Raw genomic sequence first — 18,926 nt, 5'->3', positions numbered from 1 at the left:
CTCAGCGTAGCATGCCGCGACGTCGCTGCTTCGCCGGTCGCGTAGGCCGTTCGATGAAGTGCACCATTCTGAGACCGAGCTGGAGCTGCGCGCGATCGGGCGCGCCCCACTGCCAGCGATACAGCGCGCGGGCGTCGGCCAGGAGCCGGGTCCCGCCGAGCTCGACGCCCAGCGCCGCGGTGGCGAACGGCGCGTAGATGCCAAAGCCACGGTCACCGTCCACCTCGTCGACCTCGAACATCAGCGCGCCGAGGCCCAGGCTGCCGATCAGCGCCGGCGTGCGGTAGCCGAGCCAGAAGCTCACCGGCAGACCCCCACCTCCGGACTCGCCCGCGAGCCACAGCTCCCCGCCGAGGGTGACGCCCCCCACGGCGCCGGCGCCCTCGAAGCGGCTCGCGACCACGCCTTCGAGCTCCAGCCGACCGAACCATCCATCCGGCGCGTGCTCGGTGAACACTCGCCCGACGGTGCCCGAGAGCCCGGCCCCCGCGGAGCTCTTGCCCGTGCGGCGAGCTTCCTCCATCTCGGCATCGCTCGGCTCGTCATCGCGCTCGTCGCCTTGGCCGTGGGAGAGCGCGCGCTTCTGCTCGGCGTCCGGCGCGCCTGCTGCAACGGTGAGCTCGACCTTTGCGGGAGGCACCCCTTGGGCGCTGGCGCTCCCGATGACCCAGAGCGCCAAGAGGCCCGCGCGCCGGGCTACATGCCGATGGCGGTGCGGAATACCCACCCCTCGGCGCCCTTCGCGTCGTACTTGATGCGATACCAGTCGCCGTCGCGTCCGCTCACGACCACGCGCGTGCCCCGCATCAGACGCGCGACGATCTCGCCGTCCTTGGGTTGATCGCGGACGATGGCGACCTCCCAGGCCACGGTGGCCCGCCCGCTGGCGCTGGTCACCTCTTTGCCGGCGTCTGCGGGATCGACCGCCTTCTCGCCGGGCGGCAGGAGCTCGGCCAGGAAGAACACCGTGTACTTGGCGTGCTGGTGCTTCACGTCGGACAGCGACAGCGTGGAGAACTCCTTCTTGGCGCAGGCGATCAGCGCGTCCGCGCTCGCGTCCGGCAGGTTCGTGCTCTTCCCCTTGAGCACGTCCGTGACCTTGCCGCTGTCGAAGTCGAGCTCGATGCCCAGGGAGAGCTTGCCCTGCAGGCTCGCCGCCGCCGGGCAGCCGACGAGCGCCATGATCTTCGGGCGAGCCAACCCGTCCACGTCGATCGGATCGCAGCTCTCCTTCTTGGCGCCCTTGCCGTCGCGACAGCTCGTGACCTTGGCCTCGGAGAGCTTGAGGCGATCCGTCGGCTCGGGGCTCGGCGGCGCCTCGGTCGGGGCCGGGACGCCCTTGGCCGCCGGCGGGACCGCCGCCGCGGTGGAGGGCGCTACGCCCTTGGGGTCCTCAGCGCTCGCGGCAGCCTCCGCCTCCACCGGAGCGCTGGGGACCAGCTTGACCCCGGCCAGCCGGGGCCAGCCCACGCCGATGACGAAGCCGACGACCGTAATCACCGCGACCCGCACGACGTGCGGCTGGTCCTCCCCCGCCTTGGGGATGCGCACGCTGAGGCCACCTCGGTCTTTGGTCATCGGGTCACGCCCGGGCCCTCGGCCCGCGCGCCGAACACCCCTTAGCACGCGACGCGCCGGACGGAAAAATGCGCGGATGGGCCGGATCCGGCGGCCTTTCGCCGAGGCCTCTTCCAAGAGGCCCGGGCCTGGCAGAGGATAGCCGTCTGCCCGGCCCGTCATGAAAGCCTGCCCGCAGTGCAAGCTGAAGTACCCGCCCGACAAGACCACGTGTTTCGTCGACGGGGTTCAGCTGCTCGAGATCCAGGACCCGCGCATCGGGACGACGATCGCGGGCCGATACGTCGTCGAGGACGTGATCGGCGAAGGCGGCATGGCGACGGTGTACCGAGCCAAGCACCGGCTCAGTGATCGGCACGTCGCCATCAAGATCATGAACCAGGAGCTGGCCCGGAACCCGGTCATCCAGGAGCGGTTCCGGCGCGAGGCCAAGGCAGCGCAGAAGATCGCGCACCCGAACATCATCGAGATCCTCGATCAGGGCGAGACCGGCGACGGCAGCCTGTACCTGGTGATGGAGCTGCTCGAGGGCGAGACCCTCGCCGACGTCGTGGAGCGCGGCAAGGTCCCGATGGAGCGGACCCTCCCGATCTTGATCCAGATCTCCAGAGCGCTGGCCCGCGCCCACGACCTCGAGGTGATCCACCGGGATCTGAAGCCCGAGAACATCTTCCTGGCCCGGACGCCGGACGGCGGGGAGGTGGTCAAGCTCCTGGACTTCGGCATCGCGCGCTCGATGCAGGACGTGCGCCTCACCGGCTCCGGCGAGGTCTTCGGCACGCCGCAGTACATGGCGCCGGAGCGCATCACGTCCACGGAGGCGGGGCCGGCCGCGGACCTCTATGCGCTCGGGGTGATGGCCTTCGAGATGTTCACGGGTCGGCTGCCCTTCGAGGCCAACGACGTCGCGAGCTGGTTCCTCAAGCACATGAAGGAAGCGCCGCCGTCGATGCGGCAGATCGACCCGGCGCTCTCGGCCGAGCTCGACGAGCTCGTGCTCGAGCTGTTGGCCAAGGACCCCACGGATCGCCCCGTGGACGCCCACAAGGTCCACAACGATCTGGTGGCGATCTCCGATTCGCTGGGGATCCATGCGCCGATTGAGCCCGCGGACGAGGCCGTCAGCTCCCACGTTCCCTCGACCTCCGAGCGGACGGCGGTCGATCGCTGGAACCGCCGGCTGGAGGTCTTCGAGCTGATGCTCAAGCGGGCCTATCCGCCGACCAACCGCCCTGCGGAGCTCGAGCAGATCTTGACGCAAGTGCGCACCAAGCTGGGCGAGCTCAGCGAGGTCGGCACCGCCTCCAGCGAGGTTCAGCTCCAGCTCGAGGCCGTCGAAGCCAAGGGCCGCGAGGGGCGACAGCGCCTGGGCCACGCGGTCCACGCGCTCGGCGTGGACGCCAGCCGCGCGCGTGAGGAGGCCAAGGCCGCCGATTCGATCATCGCCGCCCAGACCGGCGAGGTCTCGCGCTTCGCGGAGGACTTCCTCGCCGCGCACAAGGACACCGTCTACTGGGAAGGTCGCTCCGGTTTCATGGAGCCCTACGCCCAGCTCGCGAAGGCCTACCGCCGCCTCGCGGAGATCATGGACACCTGGCTCGCCGCGAAGACCCAGCTCAAGGCCGCCACTCAGACGGCGGAGGCGAAGCGCGCCGAGGTCAGCGATCTCGAGTTCCAGATCCAGACGCTGCGCAGCGCCATGGCCACCAAGGAAGAGGCCATCGAGAAGGAGCTCTCGGACTGCAACCGCCAGCTCCGAGAGCTGGGAGACCGCGCCGACACGCTGGAGACCGAGCTGCTCGAGCTGGCCACCCGCTTCTGCTCGCCGCTGCGCACCCGCCCGGAGCTGGGCCCGTTGTTCACGAAGCTCGAGAGCGTGGCCGCTTGACCCTGCGGGGCGCCGGCTCCGCGACCACCAAGAGCTCGTCGATGGGGCCTCGCGCGCTCGCCCGCGAGTTGATGTTGCGGGCCACCTTGACCTTCTCCGCGCGGAAGCCGCGGTAGAGCGCCCGGGTCTCCGGCGTGTTCGAGTTCGAGAGCACGGCATCCACGCCGCGCCCCTCGAGCTCGGCGAAGACCCGCGCCAGGCGCTCGTGCTCGAGCTGCCCGAAGGGGTGGCGGTCGTAGGCGGTGAAGTAGGACGTCTTCGACAGCGGGACGTACGGCGGGTCCAGGTAGACGGCGTCGCCGGGCCGGGCCCGCGCGCACACCGCCTCGAAGTCCGCCTCGGCGATCTCCACGCCTTGGAGCGCAGCGGCCGCCGCGCGCAGGTTCTCCGCGTCGCAGAAGTTCGGGTTCTTGTACTTGCCGAAAGGCACGTTGAACTGACCCGAGCGGTTCACGCGGTACAGGCCGTTGTACCCGGTCTTGTTGAGGTAGATGATCCGGGCTGCGCGCTGCACGAGCCCGCGCGGCGAGAGCGCGCGCACCCGGTAGTACTCCGACTCCGAGTGACTCATGCGCCCGAGCGCGCGAATCACGCCCTCCACGTCCTGCTGAAGCGCGCGATAGACTGCGACGAGGTCCGGGTTTCGGTCGGCGAGCACGGCGCGGCGAAAGCTCCCGCGCGCGGCCAGCGCGAAGAACACGGCCGCGCCGCCCACGAAGGGCTCGAAGTACGTGTCGATGCGCTCCGGCAGGCGAGCCAGGATCTTCGGCAAGAGCTGGGTCTTGCCGCCGGCCCACTTGAGCACCGGACGGGCCGGAGCGCCGAGCGTCATCGCTGCCTGACTAGCGCCACCACCGGCCGGCGTCCAGGTCTTGGCGGCTGGCCGACGCCGAGGCGCTTCATCATCTTCTGGAGCCCGAAGCGGGACAGCCCGAGCAGCTCCGCTGCCCGGGTCTGGTTGCCGCCGGTCTTGGCGAGCGCCTTCTCGAGCAGCGTCGCCTCGAGCTCGTCGACGCGTGCCCGAAGGTCGAGCTCGTTCTCGGGACGAGCGACCCCCGAGCTGCCGGAGGCGACCTCCGGAGAGAGGTGGCTGAGCTCGATGCCCTCGTCGCACAACACCAACGCTCGGCGGATCTCGTTCTCCAGCTGCCGGATGTTGCCCGGCCAGGGGAACGCGACCAGCCGGTCCAGGGCCTCCCGGCTCATCCGAACCGGTCTCTGTGGTGAGTGCTTCGCCAGGAAGTGCCGCACCAGGACCGGGATGTCGCCGCGTCGCTCGCGCAGCGGAGGCACCACCAGACGAATCACGTTGAGCCGATACAGGAGATCCTGACGGAAGAGCCCCGCGCTCACCCGCTCGTCGAGATCGCGGTGCGTCGCGCCGATGACCCGCACGTCCACTCGCCGCGAGCGCTCCGAGCCCAGGGCGTGGACCTCGCCGTCCTCCAAGACACGCAGGAGCTTGGTCTGCATGCCCAAGCTCATTTCCGCGATCTCATCCAGAAAGAGCGTGCCCCCGTCGGCGATCTCGAACAGCCCGGCCCGCGCCCGCGCCGCGCCAGTGAACGCGCCGCGCACGTGGCCGAAGAGCGTGGACTCGAGCAGCGGCTCGGGGATGGCGCCGCAGTTCTCGCTGACGAAGCGCGCGGCGGCGCGGGGGCTGTGCTGGTGGATGGCCCGCGCCACCAGCTCCTTGCCGCTGCCGCTCTCGCCCACGATCAGCACCGGGACGTCCGCGATGCTCACGCGATCGAGGGTCCGGAGCAGCGACCTCAAGACGTCACTCTCACCGACGATCTGCTCGTAGCTGAAGCGCGTGTCGCGGGCGCGGCTCTTGGCCAGCTCGTGCTCGGCAACGTCGAGCGCCGCCTCGCGCCGCGCGAGCTCGCCCGCCAGGCGATCCTCCGCGCGCCGAGCGCGCCGGGCCGCGCGCCGCAAGAGGACCTGGTCGCGAGCGTCGGCGATGGCCACCGCCGCGAGCGCACCGAGCAGCCGCACCCACGCGAGCTCGGCCGGTCCGAACGCGCCGCGGCGCATGCGATCGTCGAGGTAGACCACGCCCAGCGCCTCGCCGCGCGCGATCAGCGGCACGGCCAGCACGCTGCGCAGCTTCAGCGCGTGCACGGAGGCGCACAGCTCCGGCAGCTCCCCCGTGGCGTCCACCGCGACCACCGGCTCCGAGAGCGCCAGCGCTCGCTCGGCCAGCGTGCTCGACAGCGCCAGCTGGTCCCCTGTGAGATCGCTCTTGGCGAGGTTGCGCGCAGCGCGCGGCACGAGCCTCCCGACCGGCGCGCGCAGGAGCAGGAGCCCTCGCTCGACGCCGGTCCAGGTGATCAGCGCGTCCAGCACCTGATCGAGGAGCGGGCGCAGTCGGTCGCGACGCCCGAGCGCGTAGACGAGCGACTCGACGTCCGCAACCTGCTCGGACGAGACGGACTGCTCGGAAGGCAACGCCAGCGCGCCGACCCAGGGCAACGCGCGGACCGCTTGCCCGAGCTCCCGAGGCGCGTGCTCGAGCAACTCGGCAGCGGCAGCCCGCGCCACGGCGCCGAAGCGCCGGGCACGCTCACCGTCGCCCAGCCGCTCGGCCAGGCGTGCCGCCGCGGCGAACGCCGGCCCGCGCACGCCGGTCGGCGCGCGGGAGTGGGAGAGCGCCGAGAGCTCCGCCAAGATCGCGTCGGCGCGCGCCGGGTGCTCGCTTCGAGCTTCGTGCCAGGCGCGCGCGCCCCACCACTCGATGCGCGCGTCGAGCGCGGCCTCCGGCTCACGGCCGAGGGCGTCGAGCAGCGCCACTTCCACGCTGCGACCCCGGGCCAGGCGGCGCGCCTCGACTCGCAGCCGGTCGTCTCGCGCGCCGTCGCCGAGCAATGCCGCCGCGCGATCCGCGTGCTCGGCGCCGTCCAGCTCGGAGGCTGGCAGGACATCCGCCAGCGCCAGGTGAACGTACGCGCTGCAGCGCCGATCGTCGGCGGCCCGGGCGCGCCCGAGCGCGTCCTCTGCGGCGTCCACCGCCTCGGCGACCGCGCCGGCCAAAGCGTAGGCCGCGGTGCGCGCCAGCGCGGCGCGCGCCGCGTCCCGCGGGCGGCCCAGGTGCTCGAACAGGAGCACCGCTCGCCGTGCCGCCTCGAGCGCCTCGGCGAGTCGGCCGAGGTCCGTCGCCGCGGCGGCCAACCCGGTCGAATACGTGGCCTCCTCCAGGACCGCTCCCGAGCGCACCGCGTGATCCACCGCGCTGCGGAAGCTCGAGAGCGCGCGCTCCGCCTCCCCAGCGGAGTGGAAGATCCCACCTCGCACCGCCTCCAGGCGCGCTCGCTCCTCGGCGCCCGCCGCGATCCCGAGCCCGCGCTCGACGAGCCTCGATGCCTCGGCGCGCTGCCCGCCCGCGAGTGCAGCGAGCGCCGACACCTCCAGCACGGCGGCGCTCTCGCCGGCCTCGGACAGCAGAGCACGGCTCTGCTCGGGCTCACCGCGATCGAAGGCGATGCGCGCCAGGATGGCCCGCGCGCGCAGTCCCTGCTCGCGCTCGACGCGAGCTCGGGCAGCCTCCGGGTCACCGGACCTGCGCAGCACCTCGGCCTCCTCGACCCTCGCCTCGGGCGTTTCGATGCCGCCCAGCACGCTGAGCGCTCGGCCGAGCTCGCCCCGGAGCGACAGCGCATGCCCGAGCGCCACGCCCAGCGCGGCGTTCGGCTCCCGAGTGAGCGTGCGCTCGGCTGCGTCGAGCAGGCGTGGATCGGTGACTCCGGCGCCGAGCGCCAGCGCGAGGCCCACCGCGTCGGTGGGCAGCTCGCCGCTCGCGCTCACTCCGGTCTCGATGCCGCCCAGGGTGAAGGCCTCGGGCTCCGAACCGGCGCAGAGCTCGAGCAGGCGCTCGGCCAACCCGGCGTCACCGGCCCGAGCGGGGTCGGGCCAGCGCGAGGCCCCGGCGCCGATGAGCAGCACCAGCCAGCGCGCGCGACCGAAGGCGTCCAGCTCGCCGACGACCGCCGGCGCGCCCTCGGCGAGCGCGCCCCGGCCCTTGGCGAGCTTTCGGGCGAGCTCCACCGCCCGCGCCATCCACTCTGCCGGAGGCCCTTCGAGCTCGAAGCGCACGTCGCGACGCGACCCGAGCTGCGCGATCTCGCGCCGGCGTACCGCCAGGTACGCGCGTTCCACGGCGCGGCGCCCGCGTTCCTCGCGGACCGAGCTGGGCTCCTCCTCGCCGAGCGCCGCGAGCGCTCGTTGCCGCGCCCAATGCGCGCTGGGCCGCGCGCCCGGCGAACGCTCGACGAGCGGGCCGATCAGCGAGGCCAGCGCGGGCGCCAGCTTCACCGAGGACAGCTCCCGCGCCGGGTCTTTGGACGCCGCGAGCTTCACGCTCGCGATCTCCGCCAACACCACGCCGAGCGCGAACAGATCCCTGGCTCGCGCGTCACCCGCGCGCTGCTGCTCCAGGACCTCGGGCGCCAGGTAGCGCAGCGTGGCTCCTCGAGGGACGACCTCGTCGGTGGCAGCGGCGAGACCCAGATCGATCAGGCGCGCCGACGCGCGACCACGCGTCTCTTCGACGACGATGTTCGCAGGCTTCACGTCACCGTGCGCGAACCCCGACTGGTGCAGGTCCGAGAGCGCTTCGCCGATGTCCCGCGCCACCGCGAGCGCCAGCGCGTGACGCTCGTTCGGTCGCAGCGCCTTGGGTTCCAGGGCGCCACCCCGGGCGCGCTCGAGCGCGATCCAAGGGTGCCCGACCCGCGCCGCGAGCTCGGGGATCCCTGCCGGTACCCGGCCTGCGTCCAGGACTCCGGTGAGCGCCCGCGAGGACGCGAAGCTGAGCCGCTCGGCCTCCGACCAGAGCTCGGTGGCTGCTGCGCTGACGCCGACCTTGACGGCGACCGCCCGGCCAGCGGAGTCGCGGGCCGCCCACACCTGACTGGTGGCCCCCTGTCCCAGCGGGCCCTCCAGCACGTAGGGGAAGCCCGCGATCGCCAACTTCGATGACACCCGACCCGGCACGCTAATCCCTTAAAATCGCCTAGGCTCGGAGGGTACCGCCAACTCTAGGCACGGTCCAGGGGTGGTCGCGACGAGCGCTCCTGGCCCCGAACGCAGCGGCGCGTGACGGGCCTTTGCCGCAAATCGTACCCTAAAGCACGCTCCCGCTCTGCCGCGGGGCCGGCCGCCGAACCCGATGCGAGACGTCACTCGAGAGCTGCTCAACGTCCTGACGAGCGGAAAACGCGGCGCGCTCGCGACCGTGGTCCGGGTCTCCGGATCGGTGCCCCAAGAACCGGGAGCCCGGCTGCTGCTCGCTCCCGACGGCACGACCACCGGCACCGTGGGAGGTGGCGCCGTCGAGCGCGCGGTGCTCGAGGCGCTCGAGCAGTGTCGAGCGCACGGTCGTCCCGAGCTGGTGGTCTACGATCTCGCTCGCGATCTCGGCATGTGCTGCGGCGGTCGCATGGAGATCTTCGTGGAACCAGTCGAGGCCACACAACGCTTGATCGTCTTCGGCGCGGGACACGTCGCCAAGCCGACCGCCCAGCTGGCACGCCAGGTCGGCTTCGACGTGACCGTGGTGGACGACCGCGAGGAGCTCGCCACCGAGGAGCGCTTCCCCGGCTGCACCTTGGTCCTGGCGGAGCCCAGCGAGGCTGCGGCGCGCCTCGCACCTCGCGCGGAGGACTGGCTCCTGGTCGTCACCTACGACCACCGCTTGGACGAGGAAGCGCTGGACACCTTCGCGCGCCTGCCACATCGCTACCTCGGCCTCATCGGCAGCCGGCGCAAGGTGTTCCGGATCTTGCAGCGCATCGCCGAACGCGGCCCGCTGCCCCCGTTGGAGCGGGTCTACGCGCCGGTGGGCCTCGACATCGGCGCCGTGTCCCCGGAAGAAATCGCCGTCAGCATCGTGGCGGAGCTGGTCGCGCTGAGGCACGGCAAGGCCCCCGCTCACATGCGAGCCGTGGACGACCCGCGCCTCGCCCGGGTGTTGTCCGGAGACATCTCCCCGGAGGCCGCGGCACTCGTGCAGGAAGCCAAGGAATGAGCGATCGGCCCCTCTACGACAGCTCGCCCCCGGAGGAGCTGACGGACGACGATCTGCCGACGGAGGAGCGCACCCTCGTCGACGACATCCTCACCGACGACGACATCGACGACGTCGATGACCGCATCGAGACGGTGGAGCGGCGCCTGCCACCGGGGCTCTTCGAGCAGAAGCTGCCTCGCTTCGAGATGACCGGCACCATCACGCTGCCGCGGGACTTCCTGTCGGTGCCGGAGCCAGTCACCGTGCCGATGAACCAGCCGCCCCCGGTGGCGGTGCCCAGCCGCGTCGAGCCGCCGCCCAAGCCGGCTCGTCCATCGCTTCGGTCGTGGGTGACACCGCCGCCCAAGCCGGTCCGCGCTCTGCCCGCGCCGGGACCTCCGCCGCCGCCGGCTCCGCGACTGCCGTCGGTTCCGCCTCCGCTCCCGCCACCGCAACGACCCGCGCGAACGCCCTCGCTTCCACCTCCACTGCCGCCACCGGCCGCGGCGCCGCGACCTCCGTCGCTCACGCCGCCGGCAGCGCCGCCGCGACCCGCATCGCTCCCTCCGCCGGCGCCACCGCCCAGGCCGGCTTCGCTGCCGCCGCCGCCGCGCATGCCGTCGTCACCCGAGGTACCAGCGTCGTTCAGCGAGGCCCCGACCCCCGCCCCGCAGCGCAAGAAGAAGAAGGCCCGCCCCCGGCCACCAGAGCCGGCCGTGCCGGCCAAGAGCGACGCCACGCGCCCGTTCCCGCTCCAGGCCCCGCGACAGGAGCAGTACCGCACGCCGCAACCCGAGCCGTCTCCTTCGCACACGCCGCCGCCGCTCACGGCGTCCACGCCGCCGCCTCCTCCTCTGGTCGCCGAGCGGTCGATGCCTCGCGCACCGGTCTACTCGGAGCCGCCGCCCGCGCTCCCGAGCGCGCCGCCGCGCGTCGATCGGGTGCCGTCGATGCTGGAGATCGCCGCGACCTACCTCCACCTGACCAACTCGAAGGCGCTCTCCGCCGCCATCGGCGTCTTCGCCGCGCTGGTGGTCGGCATGCTGGTGATCATGGTCGCTGCCACGCTTCGCGACGATCCGAACGAAACGCCGGCGCCCAGCGGTCCCGTGGTCGCCGCGCGGCCGCTCACCACCAGCCCGCGCGTCACAGCGCTCCCGGCCACGACCCCGGTCGCGCCGGCTACGACGCAGGCGCCAGCTCCGCCCCCGCCCCCGCTCGGAGCCTGCCGGCTGGTCACGGTGCCGCGGCGCATCGCCGGTCCCGCGATGCCGAACGTCGTGCCCATGGCCGCGTCCGCTCCGGGGCCGAGCCGCGTCGCGCTCGGCTACGCTTCCGGGAGGAACCACGCCGACGGCATCATCGTGAACCTCGACGATCTCTCGGTCGAGCCGCGTTACTCCGAGGAGCTCACCGGTCCGGTGTTCCGCGTGACGCCGCTGACGGACCGCGCTCCGGTCACCTTCGCGGTGGACCGCGACGACCCCCGGATCCAGAACCTACGCACGCTCCCCTCGAGCCCGCCGCTCCGGGTGGGCACGAGCTACTTCGGTTTCGTGCGCCTCAACGAGGCCACCAGCCCCACGGTCATCTGGCCCGGCGCGCGATTCGAGGGCATCAGCGAGCCCGCCTTCGCCGTCACCGAACGAGACGGTCACGGAATCGCTTTCCGCAGCGGCCGAGGCAGCGGTGACGTGCTGGCGGGTTGGCTCACGCCCTCCGGCACTGCCGACGGCGACCTCGTGCGCGTCGACGCGGGCGCCCGCGAGGTCGGCGCGCCGAGCATGGCTGCCGGGGACAAGAGCGTGGTGGTCGCGTTCGCCGCCCGAGGTCCGGGCGAGCCCTGGCACATCCGCGTTGCCGTCGCGCCGCGCGGCAAAGTCCCGAACCTGTCGCGCGAGCTCGCGCCGCTTCAGAGCGGGGGCGCGGAGGCCATCGCGCCGGTCATCGTGGCGCTGCCGAGCGGCGGGTTCCTGCTGCAATGGCTGGAGGGTCCCGCAGGAGCGCGCCGGGTGATGGTCCGCACGCTGGACGAAAAGCTCCGCCCGCAGGGAGTGCCGCTCGAGCTGGCCCAGGGCGCCGCCGTCCAAGACGCGCCGGGCGCGCTGGTTTTGCGCTCTGGAAAAGTGCTCGCCGTTCACCTCGCCGCCGCCGACAAGAGCGTCGAGCTCCGGGGCGCGGTGCTGGTCTGCGGATGACGTCTCCATGCTAGCCTCGGCGACAGCGCCATGGCGATTCGCTTCACGCTGAACGGAGAGCCCGTCGAGGTCTCCGAGCTCGATCCGAACACCACGCTGCTCGCCTTCCTCCGGCAGCGCGGGCTCACCGGTACCAAGGAAGGCTGCGCGGAGGGCGAGTGCGGCGCCTGCGCCGTGGCGCTGGTGCGGCGCGACGCAGCGGGCAAGCTGCGCTACGAGCCGGTGAACGGCTGTCTGCTCTTGCTCGGCTCCTGCGCCGATCAGGAGATCGTCAGCGTCGAAGGCGTCGCAGCTGGCGACGCGCTTCACCCGGTGCAAGAGGCGCTGGTCGAGCGCGGCGGCTCCCAGTGCGGCTACTGCACGCCGGGCTTCGTGATCAGCCTGTTCGCCGAGTACTACCGGCCGGATCGCGCGGGCTACGATCCCGAGGCGATCGGCGGCAACCTGTGCCGTTGCACCGGCTACCGCCCGATCCGCGAGGTCGCGGAGAACCTGGGGCGCCCGGACGACGCCGACGCCTTCAAGCGCCGGCTCGCGCTCGCCCCGCCCACCCTGAGCTCGCTCGAGCAAGGCGCCTTCCTGCGCCCGGACAGCTTGCAGGCGGCGCTGCGCCTGAAGGAGAAGCACCCGGACGCGACGCTGGTGGCCGGCGGCACCGACGTCGTGGTCGAGGTCAACCAGCGCCACAAGCGCTGGCAGAAGTGGCTGTCGCTGGAGAACGTCGCGGAGCTCCGCAGGTTCGCGGAGGCCGGCGACCACCTCCGCATCGGCGCAGCGCTGTCGCTCAGCGAGGTGGAGCACCACGTGGCCGGCCGGGTGCCGATGCTCGAGCAGCTCTTCCCGCTGTTCTCGTCGCGCCTGATCCGGAACCGCGCGACCTTGGGTGGGAACCTGATGACGGCCTCGCCCATCGGGGACGGCGCTCCGGCCCTCTTGGCGCTCGACGCCGAGGTCGAGCTCGCGGGCCTGGGCGGGACGCGACGCTTGGCGCTGGCGGACTTCTTCACGGGCTACCGCAAGACCCTGGCCAGGCCCGACGAGATCCTGACCGCCGTGCTCATCCCCCTACCCTTGCCGGAGGTGCAGCGCTTCTACAAGGTGAGCAAGCGCGTGGTCGACGACATCAGCACGGTGGCCGCCGGGTTCTCGTTGCGGCTCGACGCCGCGCGAAAGATCAGCGCGGCGCGCCTGGCTTACGGCGGCGTCGCCGCGACCCCGGCGCGGGCCCGGGACGCCGAGGCGGCGATGCTCGGTCAGACCTGGGACCTCGGCCTGGTGAGCAAGGTGCAACCGCTGCTCGCCAAGGCGTTCCAGCCCATCGGCGACCACCGCGGCAGCGCCGACTACCGCGCCACCATGGTGGTGCGCCTGCTGGAGAAGCTCTGGTTCGACACAGAGAGGAGCACGCCGTGACCTCCCTCGGGAAACCCCTCCCGCACGAGAGCGCGCACGGTCACGTGACCGGCGCGGCCCTGTACACCGACGATCTGCTCGGGCGCTTCCCGGCGGCGCTGCACGCCTGGCCGGTGACCGCGCCGCACGCCCACGCGCGGGTGACTGCGCTCGAGACGGCTCCGGCGCTGGGCGTCCCCGGCGTGGTGCGGGTGCTCACGGCAGCGGACGTGCTCGGGGAAAACCAGGTCGGGGCTGCGCGACCGGACGAGCCGCTCTTCCCGAGCGAGGTGATGTTCCACGGCCAGGCCGTGGCCTGGGTGCTCGGGGAGAGCGAGGAAGCGGCGCGGCTCGGGGCGGCAGCGCTCCAGCCGAGCTACGAGCCCTTGCCCGCGATCCTGAGCATCGAGGACGGCATCCGCGCCGGGGACTTCTTGACCGGCGAGCTCCGGCTCGCCCAGGGCGACGCGAAGAGCGCGCTCGCCCGTGCCCCGCGCCGGCTCGAGGGCGAGCTCTTCGTCGGCGGGCAGGAGCACTTCTACCTGGAGACCCAGTGCGCCCTCGCGCACCTCGACGAGCAGGCGCGGGTGTTCGTCCACTCCTCCACGCAGCATCCGTCGGAAACGCAGGAGATCGTCGCGCGCGTGCTCGGCGTCCACAAGAACGACGTCACGGTGCAGAGCCTACGCATGGGCGGCGCCTTCGGCGGCAAGGAGGTGCAGGCCAACACCTGGGCCGCCGTCGCTGCGCTGGGCGCCAAGCTCACCGGGCGCCCTGTGCGGGTGCGGCTGAACCGCGCGCAGGACACCAGCATGACCGGCAAGCGCCACCCCTTCCTGGGGCGCTTCGAGGTCGGCTTCGACGACAGCGGCAAGCTGCTCGCGCTCCGCATGCAGCTCTTCGCCGACGGCGGCTGGAGCCTCGATCTCTCGGAGCCCATCCTCTACCGGGCGCTGTTCCACTCGGACAACGCCTACCGCATCCCCGACGTCGAGCTCGTGGGGCGCGCCGTGCGCACCAACAAGACCAGCATGACGGCCTTCCGCGGCTTCGGTGGGCCGCAGGGCATGATCATGATCGAGGAGATCCTCGATCGCATCGCGCGCACGCTGGGCCTTCCGCCGCACCTGGTGCGACAGCGGAACTTCTACCAAGAAGGAGACCGCACCCCCTACGCGCAGCTGGTCAAGGATCCCGAGCGGATGCCCCGGATCTGGCGGGAGCTCTCGGAGTCGAGCGGCTTCTCGGAGCGCTGGCGCCAGGTCGCCGAGCACAACGCCAAGTCGCCGCACCTGAAGCGCGGTCTGGCAATCACCCCGGTGAAGTTCGGCATCTCGTTCACGACGGCCTTCTTCAACCAGGGCGGCGCGCTGGTGCTGATCTACGCCGACGGCAGCGTGCAGGTGAACCACGGTGGCACGGAGATGGGTCAGGGCCTGCACACCAAGATGCTTCAGGTCGCCGCGCACACGCTGGGCGTTCCCATCGAGAGCGTGCGCCTGATGCCGACCCAGACCGACAAGGTTCCGAACACGTCCGCCACCGCCGCGTCGAGCGGCTCGGATCTGAACGGCGCGGCCATCAAAGCAGCCTGCGAGACCTTGCGCGAGCGCTTGGCCGAGGTCGCCGCCGCCGAGCTCGGAGTGAGCGCCGCGGAGGTCGTGTTCGACGAAGGCAAGGTGTTCGCGAAGCACGCGCCGGAGCGCGCGCTCTCCTTCGGCCACGTCACCCACCAGGCCTACCTGGCGCGGGTGCCGCTCTTCACCACCGGCTACTACCGGACGCCGGACATCAGCTTCGACAAGGCGACCGGCACCGGCAAGCCGTTCCACTACTTCGCCTACGGCGCCGCCGTCACCGAGGTCGAGATCGATGGCTTCACCGGCATGTACTCCATCGCGCGGGTGGACATCCTGCACGACGTCGGCGAGTCGCTCTCACCGCTGGTGGATCGAGGGCAGGTCGAGGGCGGTTTCATGCAGGGGCTGGGCTGGCTCACGCTGGAGGAGCTCCGCTGGACGCCTGACGGACGCCTGGCCACGCCCAACGCCTCGACCTACAAGCTCCCCGGCCTGGGCGAGTGCCCGCCCGTGTTCGAGGTGAAGCTGCTGGAGCGGGCCGCCGAGCCCAGCGTCGTCTACGGCAGCAAGGCCGTCGGCGAGCCGCCGTTCATGCTCGCGCTCAGCGTGCGCGAGGCGCTGCGCCAGGCCGTCGCGTCGTTCGGCGACGGCCGTCCGGGCGTCGTGGAGCTCGCCTCGCCCGCCACGCCGGAGGCCGTGTTCTGGGCCATCGAGAAGCAACGCGCGCGCGCCAAGCTCGAACGCGCAGCCGAGTGACCTGCTTCGCCGCGTGCCCGGAAGGCCAGGCCCGCCTCACACATGGAACGGGCCGGTCACCTCGTAGGTGACGCCGCCCGCCGGCCCGCGCTGCGAGCTGAAGTAGAGGCGCTTCCCGCTCGGATCGAAGGCCAGGCCCGTGACCTCCGAGCCGTCGTGTCCCATCACCTGCACGAGCGGCTTGGTGCTCCCGTCCGGCAGGATGGCGACGACCTGCATGTCGTCGCCGTCCTCCGCCACCAGAATGTCGCCGCAGCACGTGACGGTGAGCGCGTCCACGCCCTTCAATATGGGATCGGTGATCTTCGCCGCGTCGTAGAACACGTCGAGCTTCGCCGTGGCGACGTGGTACGCCCAGACGCGGTCGTCGCCCTTGGTCGAGAAGTAGATCACGCCCTCGAAGTGGACGATGCCCTCACCCCCGTCGAACAGCGTCGCGCCCGCGACCTGCTGCCGCGTGGGCGTCGCGCCGGCGTAGGTGGGATCCGGCAGCGCGCTCCAGGTGACGCCGCCGTCCGTCGCGACCGTCGCCACCTCGAGCTTGCCCGCCGAGAGATCCGCGCGACCGCTCACCAGCTTGTCCGGCACGAAGCGATAGAAGCAGCCGTCCTTCTCGTCCTCGGTCAGGTAGATGTGGTGGTTTTCGGGCTCGTAGGCCGCGGCCTCGTGCTTGAACACGCCGAGCGCGGGGAGCTCCTTGCCTTCGGTCTTGCCGGTCGGGTCGCACTCGAAGACGCGCCCTTTCGGCACCTCCTCGCACGAGAGCCATGTGCCCCAGGGTGTCTTGCCGCCCGAGCAGTTGACGTTGGTGTTCTTCAGAATCGCGTAGGCGTCCACGAGCTTGCCGTTCTTGTCGAAGCGCAGCGCTCCCACGCCACCCGCGAACGGCAGCTCCGAGTTCGAGACGTAGACCCAGCCTCCGTCGGGCATGGCGAAGGTGGCGCCACCGTCCGGCGCGCTGTGCCACTGGTAGCCGCTGCCGGAGATCGGCTCCTCTGCGCTCTGGGCCACGACCCGCGCCGAGAACCCCGCCGGCAGGCGCAAGCCGAGAGCGTCGGGGTCTCCGAGCGGGCCGATCTGGGCGATGTTCGAGCCGAGGGGCGGGCCCCCGCCGCTGCCGCCGCCGCCGCCGGAACCGCCGGCCGAGTCCTCGGAGCTGCACCCGGTCAGGGGCTCGAGCATCAGCGCGGCGAGGCCTGCGAAGCCGCCCTTCAAGATCAAGCGGCGCGTGGGCCGATCGGGAGCATCCTGCATCGCGGGATTGTGCGATGGGACCGGCTCCGCGACAATGTCTTCCGATGCTGGCCCGGAGCCCGAAGCTCTTCCTCGCCGCCGCGCTCCTGTCCGGAGCGGCGGGCTGCAGCAGCGACGACCCGGGCTCGGACTCCGAGCCTCCGGCGGCCGCGGTGCCCCGCGACTCGCTGCCGGACGGGCTGTTCCGCGACTTCATGGACGGCAAGTACGACGGGCTCGGCCATCCGCTCGACGCGCAGGTCTGGCAGGCGGAGGACGAGTGCAAGCCCGCCACCGGCGCGCTGGAGGCGGAGGGGCAAGGCTTTCTGGCGGGCAGTCACGCGGCGGGCAAGGTGTGCAGCGGCAGTTCGAAGACCATCGGCCTGGGGGGCTTCACGCTCAACGTGCGCGCTCTGGCCTACGAGACCTGCGCCGGCGCCGACTGCACGACGCCCGTGCTCACGCTCAGGGCCAAGCGCCCCGACGGGACCACGCTGCAGGAGAAGACCATCCCTTGGGCGGCGTTTTCCACCAAGCTGACCTACACCAACGTCCCATTGCGCTTCTCCCACGCCGAGAGCGGTCCGGTGGACTTCGAGGTCAGCTGGAGCGGCGCGGTCAGCGCGCGGGTGGACTACGTCGAGCTGTTCCGCTCGACCCAGAACCTGCTGGTCACCCCTTCCGGCGTCTTCAGCCCCGGCTCGCAGATCGAGGTCGAAGCGCTCGACCCACCGTCGGGCTTCGAGCTGACCGCGTCCTGCAACGGCGTCGAGATGGCCGGCGCCGTCCAAGCAGCGACGCGCGAGGACACCGAGTTCCGCAGCGTCTTCCGCTTCGCGGCGGACGCGCTGGTCGAGGCCTGCCCGCTGCCGAGCCGCCTCGGCTTCGCGCTGCTCGACGGCAACTGGAAGAAGGCGGCGGCGCGCATCAGCCTCTACGCCGAGGAGCCGCCCTGCACCTTCACGCCCGGCACCACGCGGGTGCTGCTCACGGGCTTCGAGCCCTTCCCCGCGACGGCGACCCACGACAACAGCTCCGAGCGCGGCGTCTCGGGCTTCGACCCGGCCGGCGTGCCGGGGATCTCCGTGATGAAGCTGACCTTGCCCGTGGAGTTCGACACCGCGCCGGGCATCGTGAAGAGCGCCATCGAGCGCTGCAAGCCGGACGTCGTGATCGGCTTCGGGCAGGGCCGCTCCGAGGTGGATCTGGAGACCACCGCCTATAACAGCAAGGACTCCGCCGAGCTCGCCGGCGGCTTCCCGGACAACCGCGGCCACATCCCCGGCGGCGAGCCCATCGAGGCCGGCGGCCCCGCGGAGCTCGGCACCGGCTTGCCCAAGGAGGAAATCCACGCGGCGCTCGAGCAGGCCGGCATCGGCGTGGGCTACTCCGACGATCCCGGGCGCTTCGTCTGCAACAACCTCTTCTACCGCATCATGACCGAGTCGGCGGGCCAGCCCCGTGTCTCCGGTTTCGTCCACATGCCGTACATCCACACCGTGGACGCGACCGAGCAGGCGATGCTCGCGAAGGTCGTGGCCGCCGCGGTGAAGGCGGCCGTGGCCAAGCAGAAATCCTTGCTCTGACTCACGCCGCCGCGATCGCCCGCTGCTCCACCAGCTCGGCGAGCCGCCGCTCCAGCTTGTGCTTCTTGGTGTAGACGGTGGCGACGCTGATGCCCATGCGCTCCGCGATGACCTCCGGCGCCAGATCTTGGCCGAAGTAGAGCGCGAAGAACTCGCGCTCGCGAGCCGAGAGGGCGCTCACCACGCTGGCGACGATGCTCGCGCGCTCGCGCTCCCACAGCTCCTGGTGCGGGTCGGGGCGCTCGCACACCGTCTCGAAGGGCTCGACGCGCACGTCCACGGGGCTGCGCTTGATGCGGCGCAGGTGATCGTAGGTGGCCTGCATCGCCATACGGGTCAGCCAGCTCCCGAGCCGCGCGCCGCGCGTCGGGTCGAAGCTCCGGAGCTTCTGCTTGTCGCGGGCGATGAGCGCGAGGCAGAGCTTGGCGTACACCTCCCGCACGTCGTCCGATCCCGTCACCGCGCTGAAGCGCGAGAGGATCCTCCCGATGGCGCGGTGCAGGGACGCCGCGTAGACGACGTTGAACTCGCGCCAGGCGCCGGCGTCGTCGGCGACCAGGCGCGCCACGAAGGCGGCCTCTTGGTTCAGCTCGGCGGCCAAGGCGGGCTTCTTGGGGGCGCGGAAGGAAGGGCTCGATACGGTCTGAGTCTGCATGGTCGTGCCGGCGCCCACAGCAACCGACATGCCAGCCCCGAGTGCGCGAAGAT

12 protein-coding genes are annotated in these 18,926 nt (G+C 71.8%); 6 read left to right on the top strand and 6 right to left on the bottom strand.

Features of this window, described 5'->3' with window-relative positions:
• Nucleotide 1 precedes the first annotated feature (1 nt).
• Complete coding sequence (locus HS104_33650) at nt 2-679, bottom strand: hypothetical protein (GenBank protein MBE7484900.1); 678 nt, start codon at nt 677-679, stop codon at nt 2-4.
• Nucleotides 680-696: 17 nt separating this feature from the next.
• Nucleotides 697-1,578: an SH3 domain-containing protein gene (locus HS104_33645; protein MBE7484899.1), complete on the bottom strand. Its 882-nt coding sequence runs from the start codon at nt 1,576-1,578 to the stop codon at nt 697-699.
• Between the two features lie 160 nt (nt 1,579-1,738).
• On the opposite strand from HS104_33645, the gene HS104_33640 reads away from it, so the two are divergent.
• Entirely contained in the window at nt 1,739-3,466 is a 1,728-nt protein-coding gene (locus HS104_33640; GenBank protein ID MBE7484898.1) for a protein kinase, read from the top strand.
• Here HS104_33640 and HS104_33635 read toward each other — a convergent pair.
• Nucleotides 3,438-4,298 (bottom strand): DNA adenine methylase, encoded by an 861-nt coding sequence (locus HS104_33635; GenBank protein ID MBE7484897.1) that lies wholly within the window; start codon nt 4,296-4,298, stop codon nt 3,438-3,440. The two genes, HS104_33640 and HS104_33635, sit on opposite strands and share 29 nt — an antisense overlap.
• A complete protein-coding gene (locus tag HS104_33630) occupies nt 4,295-8,410 on the bottom strand; it encodes a sigma 54-interacting transcriptional regulator (GenBank protein MBE7484896.1) in 4,116 nt (1,371 codons plus the stop codon). Before HS104_33630 ends, HS104_33635 begins: the two co-directional genes overlap by 4 nt.
• Nucleotides 8,411-8,633: 223 nt before the next feature.
• Here HS104_33630 and HS104_33625 point away from each other — a divergent pair, with 223 nt between their 5' ends.
• The 4 genes from HS104_33625 to xdhB are packed head-to-tail and all read left to right on the top strand — an operon-like array spanning nt 8,634 to nt 15,399.
• A complete protein-coding gene (locus HS104_33625) occupies nt 8,634-9,491 on the top strand; it encodes an XdhC family protein (GenBank protein MBE7484895.1) in 858 nt (285 codons plus the stop codon).
• Nucleotides 9,488-11,671, top strand: a complete 2,184-nt coding sequence (locus HS104_33620) for a hypothetical protein (GenBank protein ID MBE7484894.1) — start codon at nt 9,488-9,490, stop codon at nt 11,669-11,671. The genes HS104_33625 and HS104_33620 overlap by 4 nt, the downstream gene beginning before the upstream one ends.
• A gap of 30 nt (nt 11,672-11,701) precedes the next feature.
• Nucleotides 11,702-13,084 (top strand): FAD binding domain-containing protein, encoded by a 1,383-nt coding sequence (locus HS104_33615; GenBank protein MBE7484893.1) that lies wholly within the window; start codon nt 11,702-11,704, stop codon nt 13,082-13,084.
• A complete protein-coding gene (gene xdhB / locus HS104_33610) occupies nt 13,081-15,399 on the top strand; it encodes a xanthine dehydrogenase molybdopterin binding subunit (GenBank protein MBE7484892.1) in 2,319 nt (772 codons plus the stop codon). The genes HS104_33615 and xdhB overlap by 4 nt, the downstream gene beginning before the upstream one ends.
• A gap of 36 nt (nt 15,400-15,435) precedes the next feature.
• Here xdhB and HS104_33605 read toward each other — a convergent pair whose 3' ends face one another.
• Nucleotides 15,436-16,653 (bottom strand): DUF839 domain-containing protein, encoded by a 1,218-nt coding sequence (locus tag HS104_33605; protein MBE7484891.1) that lies wholly within the window; start codon nt 16,651-16,653, stop codon nt 15,436-15,438.
• Nucleotides 16,654-16,697: 44 nt separating this feature from the next.
• Here HS104_33605 and HS104_33600 point away from each other — a divergent pair, with 44 nt between their 5' ends.
• Nucleotides 16,698-18,218: a pyroglutamyl-peptidase I gene (locus HS104_33600; protein MBE7484890.1), complete on the top strand. Its 1,521-nt coding sequence runs from the start codon at nt 16,698-16,700 to the stop codon at nt 18,216-18,218.
• A gap of 1 nt (nt 18,219) precedes the next feature.
• On the opposite strand, the gene HS104_33595 is transcribed toward HS104_33600, so the two are convergent.
• Nucleotides 18,220-18,903, bottom strand: coding sequence for a sigma-70 family RNA polymerase sigma factor (locus HS104_33595; protein ID MBE7484889.1), 684 nt, complete (start codon nt 18,901-18,903; stop codon nt 18,220-18,222).
• Between the last annotated feature and the right edge of the window lie 23 nt (nt 18,904-18,926).

This window comes from Polyangiaceae bacterium (assembly GCA_015075635.1).
Classification (GTDB): domain Bacteria; phylum Myxococcota_A; class Polyangia; order Polyangiales; family Polyangiaceae; genus JADJKB01.
Note: the sequence above shows the minus strand (reverse complement) of the source record. Positions and strands in the feature narration are given on the sequence as shown.